13 protein-coding genes and 1 pseudogene are annotated in these 22,951 nt (G+C 68.9%); 8 read left to right on the top strand and 6 right to left on the bottom strand.

The features are described from left to right. Positions 1–12: 12 nt before the first annotated feature. Positions 13–1,005 carry a methylmalonyl Co-A mutase-associated GTPase MeaB gene (gene meaB, locus O1G21_RS32580; RefSeq protein WP_270148710.1) on the top strand — a complete coding sequence of 331 codons (993 nt, stop codon included), beginning with the start codon at positions 13–15 and terminating at the stop codon, positions 1,003–1,005. Positions 1,006–1,116: 111 nt separating this feature from the next. Here meaB and O1G21_RS32575 read toward each other — a convergent pair whose 3' ends face one another. Beyond that, a complete protein-coding gene (locus O1G21_RS32575; protein ID WP_270148708.1) occupies positions 1,117–1,521 on the bottom strand; it encodes an ATP-binding protein in 405 nt (134 codons plus the stop codon). A 268-nt stretch (positions 1,522–1,789) separates the two neighbouring features. Here O1G21_RS32575 and O1G21_RS32570 point away from each other — a divergent pair, with 268 nt between their 5' ends. The 3 genes and pseudogenes from O1G21_RS32570 to O1G21_RS32560 all read left to right on the top strand — a co-directional run. Further along, positions 1,790–3,064 (top strand): helix-turn-helix domain-containing protein, encoded by a 1,275-nt coding sequence (locus tag O1G21_RS32570; protein WP_270148706.1) that lies wholly within the window; start codon positions 1,790–1,792, stop codon positions 3,062–3,064. Positions 3,065–3,076: 12 nt separating this feature from the next. Further along, the gene (locus tag O1G21_RS32565) at positions 3,077–3,550 is read left to right on the top strand and encodes a hypothetical protein (protein WP_270148704.1); all 474 of its coding nucleotides are present in this window, start codon (positions 3,077–3,079) and stop codon (positions 3,548–3,550) included. Between the two features lie 135 nt (positions 3,551–3,685). Continuing rightward, positions 3,686–4,053, top strand: a pseudogene (locus O1G21_RS32560) (tyrosine-type recombinase/integrase); the annotation flags it as partial. A gap of 1,464 nt (positions 4,054–5,517) precedes the next feature. Here O1G21_RS32560 and O1G21_RS32550 read toward each other — a convergent pair. Continuing rightward, positions 5,518–12,801: a polymorphic toxin-type HINT domain-containing protein gene (locus O1G21_RS32550; protein ID WP_270148703.1), complete on the bottom strand. Its 7,284-nt coding sequence runs from the start codon at positions 12,799–12,801 to the stop codon at positions 5,518–5,520. A 384-nt stretch (positions 12,802–13,185) separates the two neighbouring features. On the opposite strand from O1G21_RS32550, the gene O1G21_RS32545 reads away from it, so the two are divergent. Beyond that, positions 13,186–16,743 (top strand): ricin-type beta-trefoil lectin domain protein, encoded by a 3,558-nt coding sequence (locus O1G21_RS32545; protein ID WP_270148700.1) that lies wholly within the window; start codon positions 13,186–13,188, stop codon positions 16,741–16,743. A gap of 256 nt (positions 16,744–16,999) precedes the next feature. Here O1G21_RS32545 and cyaB read toward each other — a convergent pair whose 3' ends face one another. Then, positions 17,000–17,569, bottom strand: coding sequence for a class IV adenylate cyclase (cyaB, locus tag O1G21_RS32540; RefSeq protein WP_270148698.1), 570 nt, complete (start codon positions 17,567–17,569; stop codon positions 17,000–17,002). A gap of 186 nt (positions 17,570–17,755) precedes the next feature. Here cyaB and O1G21_RS32535 point away from each other — a divergent pair, with 186 nt between their 5' ends. Beyond that, the gene (locus O1G21_RS32535; RefSeq protein ID WP_270148697.1) at positions 17,756–18,421 is read left to right on the top strand and encodes a nitroreductase; all 666 of its coding nucleotides are present in this window, start codon (positions 17,756–17,758) and stop codon (positions 18,419–18,421) included. 361 nt (positions 18,422–18,782) lie between these two features. On the opposite strand, the gene pcp is transcribed toward O1G21_RS32535, so the two are convergent. From pcp to O1G21_RS32520, 3 genes are read right to left on the bottom strand one after another with little or no spacing between them, the layout of a single operon-like run. Continuing rightward, positions 18,783–19,424 carry a pyroglutamyl-peptidase I gene (gene pcp, locus O1G21_RS32530; protein WP_270148696.1) on the bottom strand — a complete coding sequence of 214 codons (642 nt, stop codon included), beginning with the start codon at positions 19,422–19,424 and terminating at the stop codon, positions 18,783–18,785. A gap of 28 nt (positions 19,425–19,452) precedes the next feature. Further along, positions 19,453–20,427 carry a DUF979 domain-containing protein gene (locus tag O1G21_RS32525; protein WP_270148694.1) on the bottom strand — a complete coding sequence of 325 codons (975 nt, stop codon included), beginning with the start codon at positions 20,425–20,427 and terminating at the stop codon, positions 19,453–19,455. After that, positions 20,424–21,164, bottom strand: a complete 741-nt coding sequence (locus O1G21_RS32520) for a DUF969 domain-containing protein (RefSeq protein WP_270148692.1) — start codon at positions 21,162–21,164, stop codon at positions 20,424–20,426. The genes O1G21_RS32525 and O1G21_RS32520 overlap by 4 nt, the downstream gene beginning before the upstream one ends. Before the next feature lie 172 nt (positions 21,165–21,336). Here O1G21_RS32520 and O1G21_RS32515 point away from each other — a divergent pair, with 172 nt between their 5' ends. Both O1G21_RS32515 and O1G21_RS32510 read left to right on the top strand, forming a co-directional pair. Further along, positions 21,337–22,116 carry a GntR family transcriptional regulator gene (locus O1G21_RS32515; protein ID WP_270148691.1) on the top strand — a complete coding sequence of 260 codons (780 nt, stop codon included), beginning with the start codon at positions 21,337–21,339 and terminating at the stop codon, positions 22,114–22,116. Continuing rightward, positions 22,113–22,895, top strand: coding sequence for a LamB/YcsF family protein (locus O1G21_RS32510; protein WP_270148689.1), 783 nt, complete (start codon positions 22,113–22,115; stop codon positions 22,893–22,895). The genes O1G21_RS32515 and O1G21_RS32510 overlap by 4 nt, the downstream gene beginning before the upstream one ends. Positions 22,896–22,951: the final 56 nt, after the last annotated feature.

Raw genomic sequence — 22,951 nt, 5'->3', positions numbered from 1 at the left:
TTGCCTGATCGCATGCCTCCGCGGACGATCGACCTCGACAGCTACGTGACGGGTGTCCTGGACGGCTCGCGCGCCTGGATCGCGCGCGCCGTCACCCTCGTCGAGTCCACCCGGCCCGACCACCGCGCGCTCGCGCAGCAGCTGCTCCAGCGGCTGCTGCCGCACGCGGGCGGGGCGGTCCGGGTGGGCATCACCGGGGTGCCCGGTGTCGGCAAATCGACCTTCATCGACTCCTTCGGCACGATGCTGACGGGGCTCGGCCACCGGGTCGCGGTGCTCGCCGTCGACCCGACGTCCAGCCGGACGGGCGGGTCCATCCTGGGCGACAAGACCCGGATGGAGCGGCTGGCGGTCGACCCTGCCGCCTTCGTCCGGCCGTCGCCGACCTCGGGGACGCTGGGCGGGGTCGCCAAGGCCACCCGGGAGTCGATGGTGGTCATGGAGGCGGCGGGGTACGACGTCGTTCTCATCGAGACGGTGGGCGTCGGGCAGTCCGAGACGGCGGTGGCGGGGATGGTGGACACCTTCCTGCTGCTCAGCCTGGCGCGGACGGGCGACCAGCTCCAGGGCATCAAGAAGGGCGTGCTGGAGCTGGCGGACGTCATCGCCGTCAACAAGGCGGACGGTCCGCACGAGCGCGACGCGAAGGCGGCGGCCCGTGAACTCGCGGGCGCGCTGCGGCTGTTGCAGGCACCGGACGCAGCGTGGACGCCGCCCGTGCTCACGTGCAGTGGGCTCGACGGGGCCGGGCTGGACGTACTGTGGGAGCGGCTGCAGCAGCACCGCAAGGTGCTCGACGCGACGGGTGCGCTGGCGGCCAAGCGGCGGGAGCAGCAGGTCGAGTGGACGTGGGCGATGGTCCACGACCAGCTGTATGCGCGGCTGCACGAGCACCCGGAGGTGCGGCGGCTGGCCCCGGAGCTGGAGGCCGGGGTCCGCGCGGGTAGCCTCCCAGCGGGTCTGGCCGCACAGCAGATCCTGGACAGCTTCTTCGGTACGTCCTGACGGGAGCAGCGAAGACCCTGGAAACTCTCCAGCGGTCACACCCGGCGGCGAACCCCGCCACCACCGCCGCCGAGAACAGCACCCACCACGCGAGGCGAACGACGGTTCCCACTACGCCACCTCGCGCAGAACGCGGAGGCCATGCGCCGTGCCCCACCCATGCGTGGGGCACGGCGCTTCGACGTTCTCCAGGCATTCGAACCACACCACCTTGCCCATCCCCGCCGGATGCCACCCCCACCCGTGCGCAAGCGCCTCCACCAGCAACAGCCCGCGCCCGCCCGTCGATTCGGCATCCCGCTCCCGATGCGGAAGCTCCGGGCACCGGTCAGCAACCTCCACCCGCACCCGCCCACCACGCCAGCGGACGGACACGACGCACCGCTCCCCCGTGTGCAACAACGCATTCGCGATTACTTCGCTCGCGCACAGCGCCACTTCCTGGAGCGCGTCCTCCGTCAGTGGCACCCCCCACTCCCGCAGGATCGCCACCACCAACCGCCGCGCCGCCGGCACGGCCTCCGCCCCCGGCGGAGGCCCCACTCCAGTGGAACCGGGAATCGAGCGTTACTCAGCGGACTGACGACCATGGACACCCTCCAAGTCAGCTGGACATGCAACTGCCAGCACGGGGCTGCTCGTCGGCGTCTCGGCAACTGCCGAGACGCCGACACAAAGGCACGTTCTTACTGTCAGTCAACAATGGGACACGTCCGTGAGACCATCGATCATGCGGCGCCCGCATACGGCTATGCGGACGCCGCATCAAAGGTTCTCCTTGGGTATGGCAGCACTCGTAGCGTTGGGTGGGCTGTTGAACTGGAATTCGACAGTGATCCGGGAAGCCTCCCGGATTGGCAACTACGGCAAGATCATCGAGCTGGCACGCACCCACCGCCGAATGACGCAGGCGCAGCTGGGCGAAGCGTGTGGACTGTCGCAGTCCGCAATTTCTCGATTGGAGAAGCGGGGTGTCGGCCCCTATGCCATGGATGTTCTCCTACGGGTGTCGCAACACCTGAACATCCCGGCTGTCTTGCTCGGCCTCGCCGATCCCGCAGCACAGGCACGAATCGAGACCGAGAACGTGGAGAGACGCCAATTTCTAGGAGCAGCCGCCGCAGTCGCTCTGTCACCCGCGCTCGCAGTCGTCACTGGCCCGACCGATGATGCCGAGCAACAGGCCAACGCACTCCGGCTCGCCACAACGTCCTACCGTCGGCTGGACGGATCGACGCCCTCACGAGAGCTCTCCGAAGCAGTCCGCTCCCATCTGCGACTGGTCCAGGGGCTGGTTGGTGCAGCGCCGACCGATGCCCATCGGATCAGGCTCGCCGCCGTCGCGAGCGAGGTGGCAAGCCTGAACGGGTGGCTGGCATGGGATATGGGAGACCATGGCTCGGCGCGATCGTTCTACGGCGCCGCGATCAAGGCCGCACGAGCGGGGGCAAATCCTCTGCTTGCCGCCTACCAGGCCGGCAGTCTTGCGCAGTTCGAGGCACACGCCGGCAACGGGGTTCAGGCACTCAGCCTTGCCAAACGAGCTCGTAACCTCCTGGAGCCGGGCTTCCCCGTAGTCGCCGACGCATGGCTCTCGTCGATCGAAGCACTCGGACACGCAGCTTCAGGCGATCAGCGAAGCGCCGACCGCGCATTGACTCGCAGCCGAGCGGCGATCCAGACCAACGTCGACGGGGAACCGCCTCCCTGGCCATGGGTGTTCACCCTCGACGAGGCCAAGGTTGCCGGATTCAGAGTGACCTGCGGTGCGAAGCTCGGACTCTCGCGATGGATCCTGGACAGCGCGGGCCCTGTTCTCACCACCGGTCACGCGAAGCAGCGCGCGCTACTGATGTTGGACATTGCCGCAGGCCACCTTTCCGCCGGTCGAATCGAAGCGGCCTTCGCCATCGCCACGCAAGCTCTGGACATCGGCCTCCAGTACCGTTCAGGACGGATCGTCGAGAGAGGCCGTGCACTCCGACGATCTTTCACCACCTCCTCAGCACCGAAGGTCGTGCGGGAGTTCGACGAGCGCATGCACGATGTCCATCTGTAGGGAAGGAAGCCAATGCGTATCGGGATCACGGGGCACCGAGGTCTGATGACCGAGGTCGAAGCGCAGGTGCGGCGGCTACTCGAAGGCGCACTCGCGGGTGAGGACTCGAATCAACTCACAGTCGTGTCCTGCATTGCGGACGGGCCCGATGCATGGCTCGCCGAGATCGCGTTGCGGCGGGGTGGACGGCTGGAGGTCGTCATTCCGGCCGACCAATACCGAGCTGGGCTGCCAGCGTGGCATCACCCGGTCTACGACCGGCTGTTGGAATCCGCCACTGCCATCCACCGCACCGGCCATGTGGAATCCGACGAGGCCGCCCATATGGTGGCGAGCGAGATCCTCGTCCAGCGCGTCGACAAGCTCCTCGCCGTCTGGGACGGCCTGCCGGCCCGGGGCTACGGCGGGACTGCGGACGTGGTCGCGTATGCGCAGCAGCGAGGTGTGCCGGTCGAAGTGCTGTGGCCGCAGGGAGCACGCCGATAAGGGGACATGTGTAAGGCCTCCGCCCTCCCCTGGAGGGCGGAGGCGCTCACAGACCCGGTACACACGACGCCGGGACCGCCCGCCACCTCGCCGTCCGCTACCTGCACTACGACGTAGCACCCTGGCTGGACGGCACTCCGCACCCGCTGTCAGTGCTGCGCACGCAGCCTCGACAAGCAGCAGCGCTGCTGCGCGATCGGCAAGTGCTGCGGCAAGCGGCTCTCCGCACTGCCCCTGGCCTGCGTCCACTCCGTGCTCAAGTCCGCCCTGAGCACGCCGTCCGCGAGGATGAAATCCCCCGCAACGTCCGCATGAGCACACCCCACCCCCGCCGCTTCGATCCGCTCACCGCCGCCGAGGCACGTCAGTTCCGCGCCGCCACCAGCTGGCACCGTCTGCACTCGCTGTTCGAGTTCGCCCTGCACACTGGGCTGCGCAAGGGCGAACTCCTCGGCCTCCGCTGGGAAGACCTCAACCTGGACGGCGGCACCGCCACCGTCAACGCCCCGCCCGGGACGGGGACAGTAGGGCTGACGGACGGCCGGGAGCTGTGGCGCAGCGCGCCCGACGCCGGATGCACGCCGCTGGAGGTAGCGGGCGGCGAGCAGGAGGTGGTGACGGCCGCGCAGTGCGGTGACGGGGCGGCGGTGCTGCGCTCGCTGACGCCCGGCGACGGGCAGGGGCGGACGCGGGTCGCCATTCCGGCCGAGGGCGGGCTCAAGAACCTCATGGTGGTGTCGGTCGATCCGCTCGCGGTCTGGGTCGACGCCCAGGCCGAGCGCGGCACCCACGCGGTGCTCAGCTACGACCGGGCGGGCCGCCAGCGCGCCTCGATACCGGTCTCCGGCGACGAGTACGACCTCGACGTGATGCTCGGCGGGGTGCACGCCTTCGACGAGTTCACCGCCCGGCCGCTGTTCGGCGGGGTCGTCGTCGATGACCTGTTCATCGTCCCCGGCGAGAAGCCCGGCGACGTCACCATCAGCGGCGGCACCCACCCGGGCCGAACGGCCACCGGACGGCTACTCGCGTACTCCCTGGCGGACGGCAGCAAAAAGTGGACGGCCGGCCTGGACGACCAGGTGACGGGCGTGCTGGTGGACGGGACGCCAGTGTGGGCGATGACCCGCGACCGGCTGACCCGGGTCGACGCGGCGACCGGTCGGCAGAGCCGCGAACTGGACGTCAACGACACTGCCTCGCTGTACCCGGTGGACCTGTCGGCGGCGGGCCGGGAGCGCTTCACGGTCGTGGCGGAGGACGGGACGAGGGACGAGCCGCCGGTCCGGGGATCAGCTGAGGGGGCGGCCCTGCCCGTTGGTGAACGGGCAGGGCCGATTGATAGTTTGTCCACAGACTTCCTGCCATGGGGCCGGGTGCCGCCGTCGATGACGTGGTCGGCGCCGTGGTTGTTGGCGGCGCGGTCGGACAGCAGGAAGGCGAGCAGGTCCGCTAGTTCCTGGGGTTCGGTGAGGCGCCCCGAAGCGATGCCCTCGACTTCCCGATCACCATGGCGTCCTCACGCTCGGGAAGAATTCCAGAAGCCCTCTCCGGTTCTGTTCTGGCGAGAGCCTCTGAGGATTTTTCCGAAGTGTGCTGTCGACTATCCGTTCCCTTCCCAGGGCATCGGATACCGAGGCGCACCCGCCGGCCTCCCCTCTCCCGGGCTCATCCTCGTGACGTTCGAGTAGTCGCAGCCATCGAGAAACGTGACCGCGTCCACGGGAACCCAGGTATCGATGTATCCGGCTTCGATAGACTCTGTGTACGGCTCAATGGGGAGAACGTGTCGGTACCAGATTTTCATGGTCACCAGAAGCCATTCGAACCGCCCTGGCCTCTCCTCACGAGCAGTGAGCTCTCCACGAACCCGACCTCCTCCATCGGGGAGGTCTACCATCACGGGACAACGGTGACTCCTGCCATTGTCGGGCATAATTTCCAAATTCATGAGCACATCTCAATCGCTAGCAAGGTGCATCACCGTTGAAGAACGTGGTGGCCGCTCGCGCCGCCGAGTTCGCACAGATATACCTCAGCTCGTGGGAGGTGTATCCGCTCCCATAGTCCTTACCCGCCAGGATGCCATCGACATCCTGAATTCCCTTCATGTTGAAGCTGATCTTCCCACCCCCCGCGACAACTCGGTCGATCATCTTGCTCAGTGCTTCAGGAGTTGCCACACCTCTGGGGATCAGGTCACTGAAGGGCCCGTTCTTGTACGTCACCGCCCCCTGCTCCTGTGCGAACCGGTCCAAGGTCCCGGTCTCCTGCCCTCGAATTGATTCGAGTCCCAGCGCCAGATTGGTCGAGCACGCCTCCGATGAATTATGCACCAGGACCGGCGTATTCCCCGCAACCACATAGTACGTGTGGAACTCGCCGACTGTCAGGTTGTAGGTGACGATCGGCTTCATGTAGTTGCGGAGGGCTGTGATCGTCACTGTGGTGCCGTCAGGCTGGCGGAGTGTGTCTCCGGCTCGCAGGTCCGCTGCGTCTACCCATTTCTCTGTGGTTGCGTCCCAGTAGGGATGGTGCTGGGTCGAGGTGAGTGTCTGGTCGCCGTTTGCCGTGTGGACTGTCAGGTCGGTGAAGTCGACGTCGGTAAGTGTCTTGATGACGTCGGTGACCTTTTGGGCTTGGGTCCGGCCTGTTGACGGGTCTGTTGCTTGCACGGTGTCGCCGACTTGGACCTCTCCGATCGGCTTCGTGCTGCCGTCTGCGAGGAGCACGCCGGTTTCCGCGGGGAAACTGTTCGTCTTCGTCTGACAGACTCGTGCGATGGCTGCGAGGAGGTCCTTCAGACCCGACTGCTCGCCTGAGGCCATCGCCGCTCCGAGGTCCCGCGCTGCCGGGCCGAGGTCAAACGTTGACATTGCCGCGCCGAGGGTGTCGCAGGCGTCTTGGTCCGAGCCGCCGAATCCGCCGCCCTTGGCGCAGTTATACCAAGGGATGACGATCGTCATGTCGGACAGCATTTTGACCAAGGCCTTGGCATGGGCCGTATCCTGATCCCGTTGCGCCTTGCTGGTGCAGCGTTTCCCGTACCGTCCCATGACGACACAGGTCTGCTTCGTGTAGTCCGCGTTGAAGTCGCTGACCATCTTCTGGACGCGGGCGGTCTTCTGTTCCGCGATGGTGTGGTCGGGGTTCTGGTTGATCGTGCTGTGGCTGCATTCGCTGGTGCTGCAGTCGCCGAACATGGTGGCGTCGGCGGAGCAGTTGCCACCGCAGGCGTTGCCGTGTTCGTCGCAGCCTTCGTGGCCGTTGCGGCAGGTGTAGAGGCCGCTCGGGTCGCTGGAGTTGACGGGATCGTTGTTGCTGTAGGCGTAGGCGTTCCACTGCTGTGGATCGCTCGGGCCGATGAGCGGGTCGGGGTTGAGGAAGCGGCCGGTGGTGGGTTGGTATTCGCGGGCGCCGAGGTTGGTGAGGCCGGTGGCGTCATCCTTGGTGCCGCCGACGAAGCCGTGGTCGCCGGCCCAGGTGGTGGGTTGGGTGCCGCGGGAGTTTCCGAACGGGTCGGATGGCCGTCGGGACTCCGCCAGCGTGGTGCCGTCGAGGGCGAGGGTGCCGGTGCCGTGCGGGTCGGCGATCTGGTAGGTGCTGGTGCCGCCTTGGCGGACCAGGGTGATGCCTCCGGGGATCTGGTAGTAGCGGATTCCGGTGACGGCGCCGCCGGTGTAGACGAGTTCGTCACCACCGAGGTTGATGGTGGTCTTGCCGGGGTCACGGCGGATGAGCTGGTTGCCGGCGGCGTCGTAGAGGTAGGTGGTCGGTCCGGTGGTGCCCGTCTTGGCGTAGGAGGCGAGCTTGTTCTCGCCGTTCCACGTCAGGGTGGCGGTGCCGGAGGTGTCGGTGACGGCGGTGGTGTTGCCGGCCGCGTCGTACTGGGTGCTGCTGCCCGTGATGCTGACCGCTGCCGTGGTGGTGGAGGCGGTCAGGGCGTGCGGGCCGCCCGTTCCGCCACCGGTGTTGGGCGCGGTGGTCGGGGTGTTGACAGTGCCAGCGGCCGGGAAGGTCTGGTTGGTGGTGGTGTCCTTGGTGGTGTCACCGAAGGGGTCGTGCTGGACGAGCTTGGTCCGGTTGCCGGTGAGGTCGTAGCCATAGCTCTGCCAGTACGCGGCAGGTCCCCCGACCGTGGTCTCCAACGGAGCCTGGGCGCCGCTGGTGGGGGTGGCGTTGGCGCAGGAACCGACGCCACCCACCGTGGGCTGCGGGGCCTGGGTGAGTGTTCCGGTGTCGGTCCAGGCGTTGGTGAGTCGGCCGAGGTAGTCGTAGCCGAAGCACTGGAGGTCGGTGGACGACGGGGTGTTGTCCGGGATGTTCCTTACGGCTGTGATCTGTCCGGCCGCGTTGTAGGCGTAGGTGAGCTGCTGGACGGCGCCGGTGGCGGCGGTCTGCTTGTCGACGAACTGCTGCAGCGGGCGGCCGGTGGAGGTGTCGTAGGTGTTGGTGACGACGATCTGGGTGCCCCACGGGTTCATGGTGGAGCGGATGTTGCGGCCGTAAGCGTCCCAGTCCGAGGACAGGTCGTAAGTGGCGCCGCCGTAGGCGCCGTAGGAACGTAGCGGACCGTAGGAGTCGTAGGCGTAGTGGAGCGTTTCCTCGGCGATGTCGCCGACGGCCGAGCGGTCGTCGTCGGTCAGCGCGCCGGTGATCGGGTCGTATTGTGCCTGGTAGGTGTAGGTGAAGGGGGTGGTGCCCTGGCCGATTTCCGTGCCAGGGATGGTGATGGTGGTTGTGGTGGGGTGGTAGGCGGTGTCGTAGGACAGCACGGACCTGGTGTAGGTGCTGCCGGAGGCCCCATTGACGTAGCGGGTCGAGGAGGTGGGCAGGCCTGGGAGGATCGTGTCGTAGGTAAAGCCGGTCAGCTGGTTGGCGGGTGCGACCGAGCCGGTGTAGGAGCCGGTCACGCGTCCGAGCAGGTCGTAGGTGTAGGCGATGGTCTGCCCGCGCGCATCCGTGGTCGATGCGAGCCGACTGTCAGCGTCGTAGGTCTTGGTGCTGGTCCCGGTGTCCGGGTCGGTGGCGGTGACCTCGCGTCCGCGCAAGTCGTAGCCGCGGGTCCAGGTGTTGCCTGCGGCGTCCTTGTGCGTGGCCAGGTGGCCGTCGGCCGTGTAGGTGTAGGAGGTCACGTCCGCATCGGCCTGATTGCCGGTGGCGGTGGTCGTCTTGTACTGCCACAGCTGGGCGGTGTGGCCGCGCGCGTCGGTGACGGTGGAGGTGGGCGTGGCGCCGACCGGCGGTGTGGTGTCGGTCCGGTCAATGCCGGGGTAGGCGGTCGTGCTGGTGGTCTCGGTGACGCCGTAGGCGACGAACTGCTGCGTGACGGGACGGCCGAGGCCGTCGTAGAGGTTGTAGGTCTGGGCCGGGACCTCCTTGGTCGTAGTCACGTAGGGCGTGGTGCTGGGCGTGGCCTTGTCGTTGTACCAGGGGCTGTTGGCCCGGGTGACCCGGCCCTGGGAGTCATAGACCGTGTCGGTGATCAGCCGTCCGCTCTTGTAGGCGGACAGCGCCGGGGTGGACTGGGTCTGCACGACCCGACCTGCTCCATCCATGATCTGGATGGAGACGGCGTACGCCCCGCTCGCCAGCAGCTTGGAGCTGGTCACGGTCGGCGGCACGGCCGCACCGTTGACGACGCCCGGGGTCGAGTACGCGAACGTGGCGTTGGCGCTGGCTTTGGTGTCCTGGCCCGGCAGCCACACACCGGTGATCCGGCCGAGGGCGTCGTAGGACCGGTTGGTGCTACGGCCGTTGGGGTCGGTGACCTTGATCGGAAGTGAGCGTGCCGGGTCCATCGTGGTGGTGGTGGCTCGCCCGGACGCGGCGTCGGCAGCTCCGGCCGGGGCCGGGGCAGTGACGGTGAGGCTGTTCGGGAGTTCTCCGGCCGTCGACGCGGTGTAGGCCGTCGTCGTGGTGGCGCCGCCCGGGTGGGCGCTGTCTGTTGCGTTCGGGTCGGTCGTCCCGACGAGCCGCCCGTAACCGTCGTACGCATTGTTCACCGCGGTGAACTGCGGCGCTCCGCTGGCGTCGTAGTGGTCGAGCGTCAAGCTGCTCGTCACGTCGTGTGCGCTGCCGAGCTGGCCGACTGTCCGGCCGTCGTACACCGACCGACTCCACGAAACGGTGTTGGCGGCGGTCGGCGTGGCGGTGCAGGCGTCCGCGCCGGAGACCGCGATCACCTCGGACGGCAGCGCCAGGACCTGCGGGTCCGAGCCCCCCGCGTAGTTGGTGCGGGTGCAGATGTCCGGTAGGCCGTCGGCAGTGTCGATCGAGGTGAGGACACGGTTGCCGTTGGCCTTGTCGGTTGCGGTGGTCTTCGCCGATGTCCGCCACGTGCCGTCCGCCTTCAGCGATCGTGATGTGGTGGTCGCGCTGGTGGTGGCGTAGCGGGCGGTGAGAGCGGGCAGGTTGGCACCCTGGCTGTGCGTGGCAGTGGTGACCGGGCCGCCCGCGGTGCTGACGGTGTAGCCGGCGATGCTGCCGCCCGCCTGGGTGTAGGTGTCGGACTCCAGGATCTGGCCGGAGAGCCAGTCGGAGTCGGTGACCGTGGGGGTTCCGGTGACCTGACCGCTCATCGGGCCGGCGATCTGGACGCTGCGGCTGGTGCCGTTGGCAAGGACGTCACCGTCCATGCCCTGGTAGTACGTCGTCGAGCTCTGTGACTGCGGGCCGTCGTTGCCGCTTCCGGAGACGGCGGTGACGCTCGCGTAGCCGCGGAACTGGTCCCAGGTGCGGTTCTTGTCCTGGATCGCTGCCGAGTCGTTGCGGTGCCAGGCGGCCTTGCCGTAGGTGTAGTTGGTCACCATGGGGATGGAGCCGGGGGTTGCCGGGTTCGTGGTGATGCTGGTGACCGGGTACTTCAGGAACCAGTCGTCCACGGGCGTCGCACCGGCGATGGAGCCAGGCGGGTTCCACTTGACGTTGAAACAGGAGAGTGTGTCGCTGTCGGCGGAGGCCGGCATGACGTTGTTGACCCGTGAGCAGGCGGCGGAGGCGTAGTTGACGCCGATGGTGCTACCGGTCTCGGTGGTGATCAGCTGGATGCGCGGCCGGTTGTAGGCCGGCGGTGCGGGGACCAGGTTGGTGCCGTCCACGCGGTTGGGCAGCAGCTGTGAGGTGAAGGAAACCGGAGGCAGGGTGATGGAGCCGCCGGTGGCCTGGGGGTCCTGACCGGTGCGCTGGATGGAGGCGAGCCAGGGGACCTGGGTATTCTCGGTGGCGTTCTGCACGTTGATGAACGTGTGGTTGAGCGCGTAGGAGTCCACGGTCTGGTAGCTCCCGTTGACCTTCACCTGGGTGGTGATGGACGCCAGCCACTTGGTGGTCCAGAACGTCGGACCGTAGACGGTGCACGGGTTGGTGGTGTCGCACTGCTGGTCCAGCGGCACGTCGGGCCAGTTCGCCGCGTTGGCGGCGGTGCGCTGGGACGGGTCGCAGGCCGTGGTCGAGGTGACGCACCGCTCGGAGGTGTTGAAGACGATCTTCGCAGCCGGGTTGTAGGCGCCGTTGTTGTTCAGCTGGTCCGAGAGGAGTTGCCCGTAGCCGATGGTGGCAAGCACGCCAGCGCGGGTGTAGGCGGTGCTGGTGCCGTTGCCGTTGTTCTGGGCGCCGCCGCGGGAGTAGTAGTTCGTCTCGGGGGTGTAGGTGTAGGTGGTGAGGTTGCCGTGCGGGTCGACGACGAAGTCGAGGTTCCAGCGCCAGGCCGTCTGGCACCACGAGCCCTGGCCCTTGGCCGGGTCGTAGCACGGGTCCCCGCTGTTGGGCGAGTAGACCGGCAACGTCCACGCCGAGCCGCTGTCCGCGCCGAGCGTCGTCGGGTTGCCGTTCGCGTCCGGCACATGGTTCAGGCCGAAGTAGTAGACGGTCCCGGTGGTGTCAGTGACCTTGATGTACGAGCCGTTCCAGGTGCCATTGGTCGCACCGGTCAGGAACTGCACCTTCGTGCCGTCGTCGTCCTTCAGCCGCCACGTGCAGGCCGCCTGCTCCATCGCGGCAGGCGCGCCGGACTGGCAGGAGGAGTCGTCGGGCACCAGCTGCCCGGAATGGCCGGCCAGCGACAGGGTCATGTTCGCGCCGCCCCAGCACTGGTCACCGGAGCCGGTGATGCCGTCCAGCGAACAGGGCTTGAAAGAACGCTCGACGAAGCCGGCACCGAGGTCCCAGCCGTCGCCGATCCAGGAGGCCTGGGAGTTCGTCGAGGAGGTCCGGCCGTCCACCGACGCCGAGTCGTAGGACAGCGACACCTTCGGGGCAGAGCCAGCCAGCGCCGGCGGGACCTGCACTGGGTATCCGTAGGTGAACGCGCCGGACGAGCCGCCCGCGGTCCAGGACTGGGAGGGGTTGAGCGGGGTCGCCGAGTAGGTTCCGGCCCCACTCGATGCCCCCGAGACAACGCCGACCGTGGTCGAGGTGGTGGTGGAGCCCGCGTACACCGCGCCGGGCGCCAGCGAGGCGGCATCGGTGGCAATCTTGGTGGCCGGAGCAGTCGAGGCCTTGGCGGTGCCACTTCCGGTCAGCGGGACATCGGCGACGAGCTTCTTCGCCGACGGGTCGTAGTGCGAATCCAGCGGCGTCTGCTTGCGGCAGTCGGCGGCCTGCGGCGTCGTCGTCGCGCAACCGGGCAGGACCACCAGGTGGGCCCGGGCGGCCCAGTTCGCCCCGAACGTGGCGTCCAGGTTGGAGGCGTCGACGCCCAGACGCACGGGTGCGTCGTCGCCCGAGCCTGGGCGTGTGAGGGTCACCGCCACGCCGGGGATCCCGGCGGTGGCCGAGGCCTTGGCGTCGGCCATCTCGACCTGGATCGTCTGGCCTGCGGCCGACGAGCCGGCCAGCGGCGCGACGGTGACAGGCAGTCCTGAAGCCTTGGCTTCAGCACCGGCCTGCGGCTTCTCGCCCTCGCCCAGCGGGTGCGCCTCAGGTGCGGAGCCGAGCGTCACCGAGGCGTGGCCGCCCGGGACCGGCTGCGGGTTCTTCGGCGGGGTCCAGGTCGGCGGCACCGGGTGCTCCGGCTTCGGAACGGGCACCGGTGCGGCGTTCTGGCCGGTGACGGAGGGTGTCTTCGGCAGGGCGGTGTTCGGCGGGGACCACTTGCGCGAGTAGTCGGGCTTGTCCGCCGCTGCCGCGATCGGCAGAGGCGCCAGCAGAGACCCGAGGACGGCGGCCGTCGTGACGGCCGCGAGCCGTCCACGCAGTCTCCCCCTCCTGCCCCTTTTGTTCTTGAAACTCGATGGTCGTCCGAATAGCACGCTATTTACCCCCATACAACTTTGGCCCCCCGAATTACGGGAGCCAGGTCCTGTATCCGAACTGACGGATGGTAGCGGCTGCCGGTGACTGACCGTCAAGACATCGTGACGGGTGAAGATTCTCACGGGGGTCCACGAATCGGTATTTTCGATTCATGTCTGGACTTCGCCATCGAATTGAAGTGGCCGATGTCAGTGCCTCCCCCTACCTTGCCTCTGTCCTGTTTTTACGCAGGTCTCCGTGTTCTTAGGGGGGAGATTTCCGTTTTGAACAGAAAGCGCCGCTACAATGGCGTGCCGCTCAGGGCATTGACCGCGGCAGCCGTACTCACGCTCACCACTGGCCTCTCAGGTCTCAGCGCCCGAGCCGCCGACGCGCCGAACGTGCCGTCACAGGCCGCGATCGACGCCGCCACCGCGAAGCAGCAGCAGGAACGACCGCCGGCCAACGCAGTCGAGAAGGCCATTGCCGAGGCCAAGGCCACGCAGAAGAACGTCCCGGTGGACTCGCTCACGACCGAGTTCAGCGAGACCGTCGCCACTCCCGAAGGCCACCTCGCGCTCACCAGCCACCTGGAGCAGCAGCGCGTGCGCCGCAACGGCGTCTGGCAGGGGCTGGACGCCACCCTGGTGGCCAATCAGGACGGCACGTTCTCACCCAAGTCAGCGGCAGGTCAGCTGGCACTGTCCAAGGGTGGGGACGGGCCGCTGGCGACCATGACCAGTTCGGACGGGAAGAAGCTCGCGCTGTCCGCCCCTTTCAAGCTGCCTGCCGCGACGGTCAGCGGTGACAGCGTGGTCTATCCGTCCGTCGCCCCTGACATCGATCTGAAGGTCACCGCCACCAAGCTCGGCGGCCTGACCACCGTCCTGGTCGTCAAGACCCAGGCTGCCGCTGCCAATCCCGCCCTGAAGAATCTGCACTTCGGGACCACCGTCGATGGTGTCTCCGTCAAGACTGACGAGCACGGCAACGTCACCGTCGTCGGTGCCGACGGCAAGCCCCGCTGGGTCTCCCGTACCCCGCAGATGTGGGACAGCAGCACCACGCCCGCAGCGAGCACCGCCGCACCCACAGCGAAGGCCGCCCGGTCGCTCGCCGCGGCAGCCCCCACCGACTCCGCTCCCGCTGCGGCGAATGCAGGCAACGCCAGCTCCGACGCCGGCCCCGGGACGGCCTCCAAGGTCTCCACCATGCCGGTCAAGGCCGACGACACCGGCATCACCCTGACACCCGACCAGGACCTCCTGGCCCACGGCACCGCCCCGTACTACATCGACCCCGACTACCTGCCCTGGACCCTGACAGGTAACTCCTGGACCTGGGTCCAGTCCGCCCACGACGGCTCCAACAACTGGATGCGCCAGGGCAGCGGCGACGCCGATCACCCGGGTGTCGGCGTCTGCGGCTACTACCCCAACGGCGGCAGCTGCTCACCCGCCGACATCGAGCGCAGCTTCTACCAGTTCGACATCAGCGCTCTGGCCGGTGCGGTCATCCACTCAGCGACGATGACCATGCAGGAGTACGTCTCCGCCGACTGGTCCTGCACCAACAAATACCCGCTCAACCTCTACGTTACCGGGCCGATCGGCAACGGCATCCACTGGTCCAATCAGCCCGGACAGGTGAGTGGTCCGCTCGGCGACACGGCCTTGGTCGGCGGTTCGGGCCAGGACCCGTGCCACGACAACGTGCCGTTCAGTTTCGACATCACCGGCGCGATGAAGCAGTACGTCAACTACGGGCAGCTGACGTTCGGCCTCTACGGTGACGAGAGCAACCAGTACGCCTTCAAGCGGTTCACCTACCAGCCGGCGCTGTCCGTGACGTACGACCGGGTGCCCAACGTTCCGACGAACCCGTCGGTGTGGCCTGCCCCGCGGACGGTCGTCCCCGCGGCGGCCAACCAGTCCTGCGGTGACGGCAATGCCAACGACTGGGCCTGGCTCGGCGCCGGCTCCGCCCAGAACAACGCCGTCTGGCTCAACGGCACCGTCAGCAGTCCCACCCAGCCTCAGGTCATGACCTGGGATCACATCTGGGACTACAACTCCTCCAACGGCGCGAGTGGCACCACGGCTGCGGTCAACAGTGGTGGCACCACGAGCTTCCAGCTGCCCGCCAGCCTGATCCAGGACGGTCACGCCTACGGCTATGACATGCAGGCCACGGACGGCCTGGGCGACACTCCCTGGTCCGCTCCTACACCGAACTGCTACTTCAAGGTCGACCTCACCCCGCCGACCGTCACCTTCCCCACCACCGTCGCCGACACGAGCAAGCAGTTCCCGCCCAGCGGCAACGGCCAGACACCCCAGATCTACGCCGGCCAGAGCGGCGGCATCCCCTTCACCGCCACCGACCCCAACCCCAGCGGTGGCTACACCTCCGGGGTGGTCTGCCTGCGCTGGAGCTTCGACCCCCAGCTCGTCGATGCCGCCTGGCAGTGCGGCAGCGCCATGCCCAGCGGCCAGATCCAGGTGACCGCCGGGCGCTGGGGCACCAACGTCCTCTACGTCCAGGCCGAGGACAACGCCGGCAACCTCTCCCCGGTCGCGCAGTACGCCTTCTACGCACCGTGGAACCCCAACAGCCCGGCCCCGACCTTCGGCGACGTCACCGGCGACGCCCTGCCCGACATCGTCACCGCCGACCCGAACGGCGACCTGCGCGCCTACAGCATCCCCGCCACCGCGGCCAAAGCCCCGCTCGCTGCCCCGAAGGCCACGTCCCCCTACGGCGACTCCTGGGCCAACTACCGCATCACCCACCGCGGCAGCCTGCGCGGCGGCAACAACGTCGACGACCTCATCGTCCACAAGGACGGCGACAAGAACCTTTGGTACTACCAGAACCCCGGAAATGCCGGCGTCACCGGCGTCTTCGACGCCAACAACCTTTTGGCCAAGCCCGCCTGCGACCCACAACTGACCGACTGCACCGGCTACAACACCGTCGACTGGTCCACCGTTCAGCAGATCGCCGCCAGCGGCGACCCCAGCACGACCAAACTCGACACCAACAAGAAGTTCCTCAACCGCACCGGCCTTTTCACCGTCGAGACCAGCCCGGACGGCACCGGCGCCCTCTGGTTCTACCCCACCATCGGCGACGGTACCTTCGGATCGCCCACCAAGCTCGCCGCCACCGGCTGGAAGGGCTGGGATCTGATTTCCCCTGGCGACTGGGCCGGCCAGGGCCACCCCGGCCTGTGGGCACGCAACCAGAACACCGGCGATCTCCGCGGCTACACCTTCACCACCGGCACCATCACCGTCACCGACGACTTCGGCAATACCACCAACTACCCCACCCTCACCGGCATCGCCAGCGACACCAAGATCGGCTGGGGCATCCCCGCCACCACCTGGCCCCTCATGAGCTCCGACGGCGACCTCACCGGCACCGGCACCGGGTCCCCCACCCTCTGGGACATCACCTCCAACGGCATCATCCAGATCTGGACCGGCCACGCCACCACCACCGCCCCGTACTTCACCTGGGACCGGGGCCCCGACAACGTCCTGAGCGTCTACGCCGAGAACAGCCCCATCACCTACGGCGCCCAGACTGGCAAGTGCATGGACATCTACGGCGCCAACACCGCACCCGGCACCGCCGTCCAGCTGTGGGACTGCAACTCCAACGCTGCCCAGAACTGGACCTTCAAGCCCGACGGCACCCTCCGCGCCCTCGGCGGCTGCCTCGACGCCGCCGGCGCCGGCACCACCAACGGCACCCCATTGGAGATCTGGACCTGCGGCAACGCCTCGCCGAACCAGATCTTCCTCCCCAGGCCCGACGGCAGCCTCTACAACCCCGCCTCCGGCCGCTGCGTCGACCTTCCCGGCGCCGTCGTCGCCAACAACGCCCGACTCCAGCTGTGGGACTGCAACCCCGCCTGGGGCCAGAAGTGGAACCCTCTGGTGCGAAGCTGAACATCCGCACTCGTCTGCCGTCGTGGTAGCGAGTGCCAGCCGGTCCAACATGAGTCAAGACGTGCCGTGATCCCGAATCGAGCAACTCTGACGACATGACGCCGACCGGCGGTGGCCACCTCATCGGATTGAACTCCGGCGAGGTGGCCACCAGCACATTCGGCCATCGAATGCGGTGCGGCTTCGCCGCCAGAAGAAGCGCGGAGCCGGTCGGGCGCCACCGTCCAGCATGTCGCGCACACGCCGGAGGGTGACGTCACGCGGGCCGTGCCGCCGCGACCGCGTCGGTGTACAGCTCGGCGATCAAGTCGGCCTCGTCGACGCCGAGTTCTGCCAGCACGACGCGGACCAGGGCGAGCGCCGGGGCGAGCTCGGCCTCCGTGGCAGCGGACGTCTCCACCTCGATGAACGTCGCGTCGTCCAGTTCCGGGACGCGAACGAGCGTGGCCAGCAGACGCCGTCCGTCGCGCTCGAAGCTGTAGTTCCGGCACCGCTTCTCGAACGCGATGCGCGGAGTGAAACCCAGGCCCCGGACGATCTCATGCATCGCGTCGGCGTCCTCGACCCGGGTCTCGGCCTCCGGCTTCGACCCGGACGCCTCGTCCACCCTCGCGCTCTTGTACGTGAGCACGGTGCGCGTGTCGTCCGGGCCGTGCACGGTGCGGATCCGCAGCTCGCGGTCGGCGTCCATCAGGCTGCCGTCGGCCGTGTTGTAGTACGTGTCGCGGTAGACCTCGGCGCGGCCGGGACCGTGCTGCTCGTCCAACCGCTTGCGCACGCCTTCCGGGTCGCGCACGACCGCCTTGAGTTCTGCTTCGATCGCCATCCTGCTCCCTCGGTCAGAAGACACGCTCGGCGCCGTCCACCATGACATCGAACTGCCGGCACCAGCCCCGGTTCAAGGGGAAGGGGTTCCTGGCCCTTGCGGTAGGCATCCGGCGGCGCGGTTCCCCGTCGGATCCGGTAGAGAGGTGGTCGTCAGTCGAGCGGGAGGACGGGAGGACGGGGCGGCATGGACGTGTACGAGGCCGTGGACAGTCGCCGGGCGGTGCGGGCGTTCAGCGGTGAGCCGGTGGCGAGGGAGGTGCTCGAGCGGGTGCTGGATGCGGCGAGGCGGGCTCCGTCGAGTGGGAACCTGCAGCCGTGGCACGTGTACGTCGTGAGCGGCGAGCCGTTGGCGGAGTTGAAGAGGCGCGCGACGGCCCGCGCGCTGGTTGGGGATCCGGGTGATGAGCGGGAGTATCCGATGTACCCGGCCGAGTTGGTTCCGCCGTACCTGGACCGGTTTTCCGCCGCGGCCGCCCAGCGGTACCGGGCCCTGGGGATCGAGCGTGACGATCCCGACCGGCCGAGGAAGATCGCCGCGTTGAACTCGGAGGCGTTCGGGGCGCCGGTCGTGCTGTTCTGCTACCTCGACCGGGAGATGGGGCCCGGGCAGTGGGCGGACGCGGGGATGTACCTCCAGACGGTGATGCTGCTGCTGCGGGCGGAAGGGCTGCACAGCTGCCCCCAGGTGATGTGGACGATGTACCGGGAGACCGTCAGCGCAGCGGTCGGAGCCGATGACGGACGGGTGCTGGTCTGCGGTGTCGCGGTGGGGTTCGAACGGGAGGGCGTGCCGCCGGTTCGTACCGGGCGGGCGGAACTGGCGGAGACGGTGAGCTTCGTCGGCGGGTGACCGGGAGGAGGTCGGCGGACCTTGGGGTTGGCCGGTGGCAGACGACCAGCAGGAACCATCCGCCGGCCGGGAGCAGTGGCGGCGGGTACGGCGCTTCCTCAACGATCACCGCTCCGAGCTGACCGGCCGGCTCCTGGCCGAGAACCCCTCCGACCACCAGCTCCCGGGCGTACCGCTCCTGGCCCGCCCGCACTGGGTTGCGGAGCGGCCGGTGCCGCTCGAGCGGGTCCGGCTGCGGTGGCGGCCGGACGCACCGGCCGCGCACCTGGACGGGCGTGAGCCGGAGCTCGACCACGTCCGGCCCCGGCGGACCTCGCGCGCCGTCCGCCCCGGCCTCAACGGCGGCGCAGCGGTCCGGGCTTCAGTGGGTCGCGCCCTCGGGGATGCGGAGGTCGGTGGTGTGGGTGGCGGCGGTGAGGAGGGCGCGGAGGGCGTGGGCGGCGGAGGCGGCGGGGAGGGAGGGCTTCGAGCCGTCGAGGACTTGCTCGGGGAGGGCGGGTATGTGGACGAAGCCGCCGCGAATGGTGGGGTGTTCGGTGGCGAGCAGGTGCATCAGGGCGTAGAAGACGTGGTTGCAGACGAACGTTCCGGCGCTGTTCGAAACGGAGGCGGGCACGCCTGCCTCCCTGACGGCGGCCACGCATTCCTTGACGGGCAGGGTCGAGAAGTAGGCCGCGGGGCCGTCGGGCACGATGGGCCGGTCGACCGGTTGCTGGCCCGCATTGTCGAAGGTGCGAGCGTCGTCGATGTTGATGGCGACGCGTTCGACGCAGATGTCCGATCGACCGGACCACAGGCCGAGGCAGACCACCAGGTCCGGCGTGAACTCCCGTACGGCGGTCTGCAGTTCCTCGGCGGCTCGGTCGAAGACGCAGCTCAGCCGGGCGGCAGTGACCAGGAGTCCCTCGGGTGGGTTGGCGGCGACCAGGCGGGCGACCTCCCAGGAGGGGTTGACGTCGGCGCCGTCGAAGGGTTCGAAGCCGGTGAGCAGGACCCTGGTCATGGGGTGGCCTTTCTGCAACAGGAGCGGGTCAGAACGCGAAGAGTGACATGATGGCGATGTTGCAGACCAACAGGGCGCCCGCTGTGGGGAGTTGGGCCTTGATCGGCCCGTACTGGTCCTTGAGTTCGAGCAGCGCGGCCGGGACGAGGTTGAAGTTGGCGGCCATCGGGGTGACCAGGGTGCCGCAGAAGCCGGCCAGCATGCCCACGGCGAGGACCACGCCGGGGTTGCCGTGCAGCTGGGTGATCAGGATCGGCCAGCCGATCGCGGCGGTCATGACCGGGAAAGCAGCGAAGGCGTTGCCCATGATGATGGTGAACAGGGCCATGCCCAGGCAGTAGACCGCCACCGCCGCGTACTTGCTGCCGTCCGGCAGGAAGTGGGTGGTGATCTTGCCGACCTGGGTGCCGACGCCGGCGCTCTGGAAGATCGAGCCCAGGACGGCGAGGAGTTGGGGCAGCAGCAGCGCCCAGCCCATGGCCTCCAGCAGTCCGCGGCCGGAGCGCAGGGCGACGGCCGGGTTGCGCTCGCGGGTGAGCAGCATTGCCAGGCCCAGGGCGACGAGCGTGCCGATGCCGAGCCCGAGTAGCGTCTCGCTGCCGGTCTGCAGCAGCAGTGGACCACCGCCGCCCAGGTGGACGCCCTTGAGCAGGGTGCCGCAGGCCAGCGCGACCAGCGGGAGGGCGAGCGCGGGGATGAACAGTCGATTGCCCAGGCGGGCGGCGGAGACGGACCGCTGTTCGGGGGCGGCGGCCGTGGGGGTGCCGCGACCGGTGAAGCCGAAGCCGGCCAGGCAGATCATCGCCAGGACGGCGACGCCGAGCGGTGCGGCGGGGGCGCTCTTGTCGGCGACCCAGGTGCCGTAGACGAAGCTCGCGCCGAGCAGGCCCCAGAAGGCGGCGCTGCCGTAACGCCTGGGGTTGCCGCGGTCCACCGCCATCTGGGCGGCCATCGCGAGGAAGACGGCTCCGACCAGCCAGTACAGCCACTCGACCTTGATCACTTGCTCGTCTCCTCGATGCGGTCGGCGGTGGTCGGCTGGTCTGCGGTGGCCGCCTGGCCCGGCCCGGTGGCGGGCAGGTCGCGGGCGAGGGTGTGGTCCAGGCGCAGCAGGCGCGCGCCGTGGATGAGGGTGGCGCAGACCGCGGTGGGGATGGCCCACAGGGCGAGCTGCACCGGCTCCAGGGCGGCGTGGTAGGTCGCGTTGACGAAACCGGTGATCAGGAGGATCGAGCCGACGGCGAGGAAGCAGTCCTCGCCGAAGAACAGGCCGACGTTGTCGGCGCTCGCGGCGAAGGAGCGCAGGCGTTCGCGGGCCTTGTCGGTCAGGGTGCCGTGGCGGCGTTCGGCGGCGGCCTCGGCCATCGGTACGACCATCGGACGTACGGCCGGGGCCGGTCCGCCGAGGCCGGTGAGGCCGAAGGCGGCGGTGAGTTGGCGGAGCACCAGGTAGACCGCGAGCACGCGTCCGGCGCTGGCCCTGGCGAGCTTGTTCATCAGGGTGCGGGCCTGTTCCTGCAGGCCGTGGCGTTCCAGCAGGCCGATCACCGGCAGGGTGACGGCGAAGACGGTCACCGAGCGGCTGGAGGCGAAGCCGGTGCCGAAGGCGTCCAGGACCTTCAGCGGGCTCATCCCGCCCAGCAGTCCGGTGAGGACGCCGGCGGCGCCGACGACGAGGAGCGGATTTCGCCGGGTGGCGAACCCGGCCACCACGACGAGGATGCCGACGAGCACGATCATGTTCCTGACCGCCTTTCAGAGGGCCTGCGCCCCGAGGATGGCCGTCCGCGGCACCACGGTCTGCGGCACCACGGACGGAGGAGGTCACGGCTGGGTGGGCCGCGACCCTGCGGGGGTTGCCGCGAGGCTAGGGGATTGTGGAACAATCCGACAAGAGTTCAGGAGGTGGAACGTGACCGGGGTTTTCGACGCGCTCGCGGCCGACCGGGGCCGGCTCGAACGTGCCAGCGCCGCCCAACGGGTGGCCGAGGTGCTGCGCGACCACATCACCGAGGGCCTGCTCGCCCCCGGCACCCGACTGTCGGAGGAAGCGCTCGGCGAGGCGCTCACCGTCTCGCGCAACACGCTCCGCGAGGCGTTCCGGCTGCTGGCCGACGAGCGGCTGGTCGTGCACGAGCTGAATCGCGGCGTGTTCGTCCGGATCCTCGAACCGGCCGACGTCGCCGACATCTACACCCTGCGCCTCGCCCTGGAGACGGCCGGTGTGCGCTCCCTGCGCTGCGCGGCGCCCGAGCGCCTGGCCGCGGTGCGGGCCGCGCTGAACCGCGCGGAGGCCGCCGAGGCGATCGGCGACTGGGTCACCGTCGGCACCGCCGACCTGCACTTCCACCAGGCCGTCGCGGGGATCGCCGGCAGCGAGCGGATCGACGAGTGCATGGCCCGCCTGGTGGCCGAGCTGCGCCTGGCCTTCGCCGCCGTCCCGTCGGCGCGCGGGCTGCACGCGCCGTTCCTGCGCCGCAACCAGACGCTCACCGGGCTGCTGGAGTCGGGCGAGATCGACGACGCCGAGGTGGAGCTGACCAGCTACCTGAACGACGCTCGCGCGGTGATCGTCCGGGCGATGGCGGGGAGCGCGATGGCGGGGAGCGCGATGGCGGACAGCGTCATGACCGACGGCTCGATGGCGGGGGACGCAACGGCGGGGAGCGCGATGACGGACGGCGCGAGATGACACCGGCCGAGCGCCCTCCCGTCACGGTCGTCGACCTCAACGCCGACCTCGGCGAGGGCTTCGGCCGCTGGACGCTCACCGACGACGACGCCCTGCTGTCGGTGGTCACCAGCGCCAACGTCGCCTGCGGCTTCCACGCCGGGGACCCGACCACCATGCGGCGGGTGTGCGAGCTGGCCGCCGAGCGGGGCGTGCGGATCGGCGCGCAGGTCTCCTACCGGGACCTCGCCGGGTTCGGGCGCCGGGCGATGGACGTTCCGCCCGACCAGCTCGCCGACGAAGTCGCTTACCAGATCGGGGCGTTGCAGGTGTTCGCGCGGGCGGCCGGAGCGCGGGTGGCGTACGTCAAACCGCACGGCGCGCTGTACAACCGGACGGTGCACGACGAGGAACAGGCGGAGGCGGTGGTCGGCGGCGTCCGGCTGGCCGCACCGGGTCTTCCCGTCCTCGGACTGCCCGGTTCCCGGCTGCACGAGGCCGCCGGACGGGCCGGACTGCCGGTGGTCGCCGAGGCGTTCGCCGACCGCGCCTACACCCCGCACGGCACGCTCGTGCCCCGTCGTGAACCCGACGCGGTCGTCCACGACCCCGACGCCGTCGTCGACCGCTCGGTCGCCATCGCCCGGGACGGCGAGGTCACGGCGCACACCGGCGACCGGATCCGGCTGCGGGCCCGTTCGCTGTGCGTGCACGGCGACACCCCCGGGGCGGCGGACCTCGCCCGCCGGGTCCGAACTGCCCTGTGGACGGCCGGAGTCCGGGTCGAGGCGTTCGCATGAGCGCCGAGCGGAGCGGCAGACGGACAGGGGCGAACGCGACGAACACGGTGAACACG

This window comes from Kitasatospora cathayae (genome assembly GCF_027627435.1).
GTDB lineage: Bacteria > Actinomycetota > Actinomycetes > Streptomycetales > Streptomycetaceae > Kitasatospora > Kitasatospora cathayae.
The sequence above is the reverse complement of the archived record's forward strand: the minus strand, read 5'-3'. Positions and strand labels throughout refer to the sequence as shown.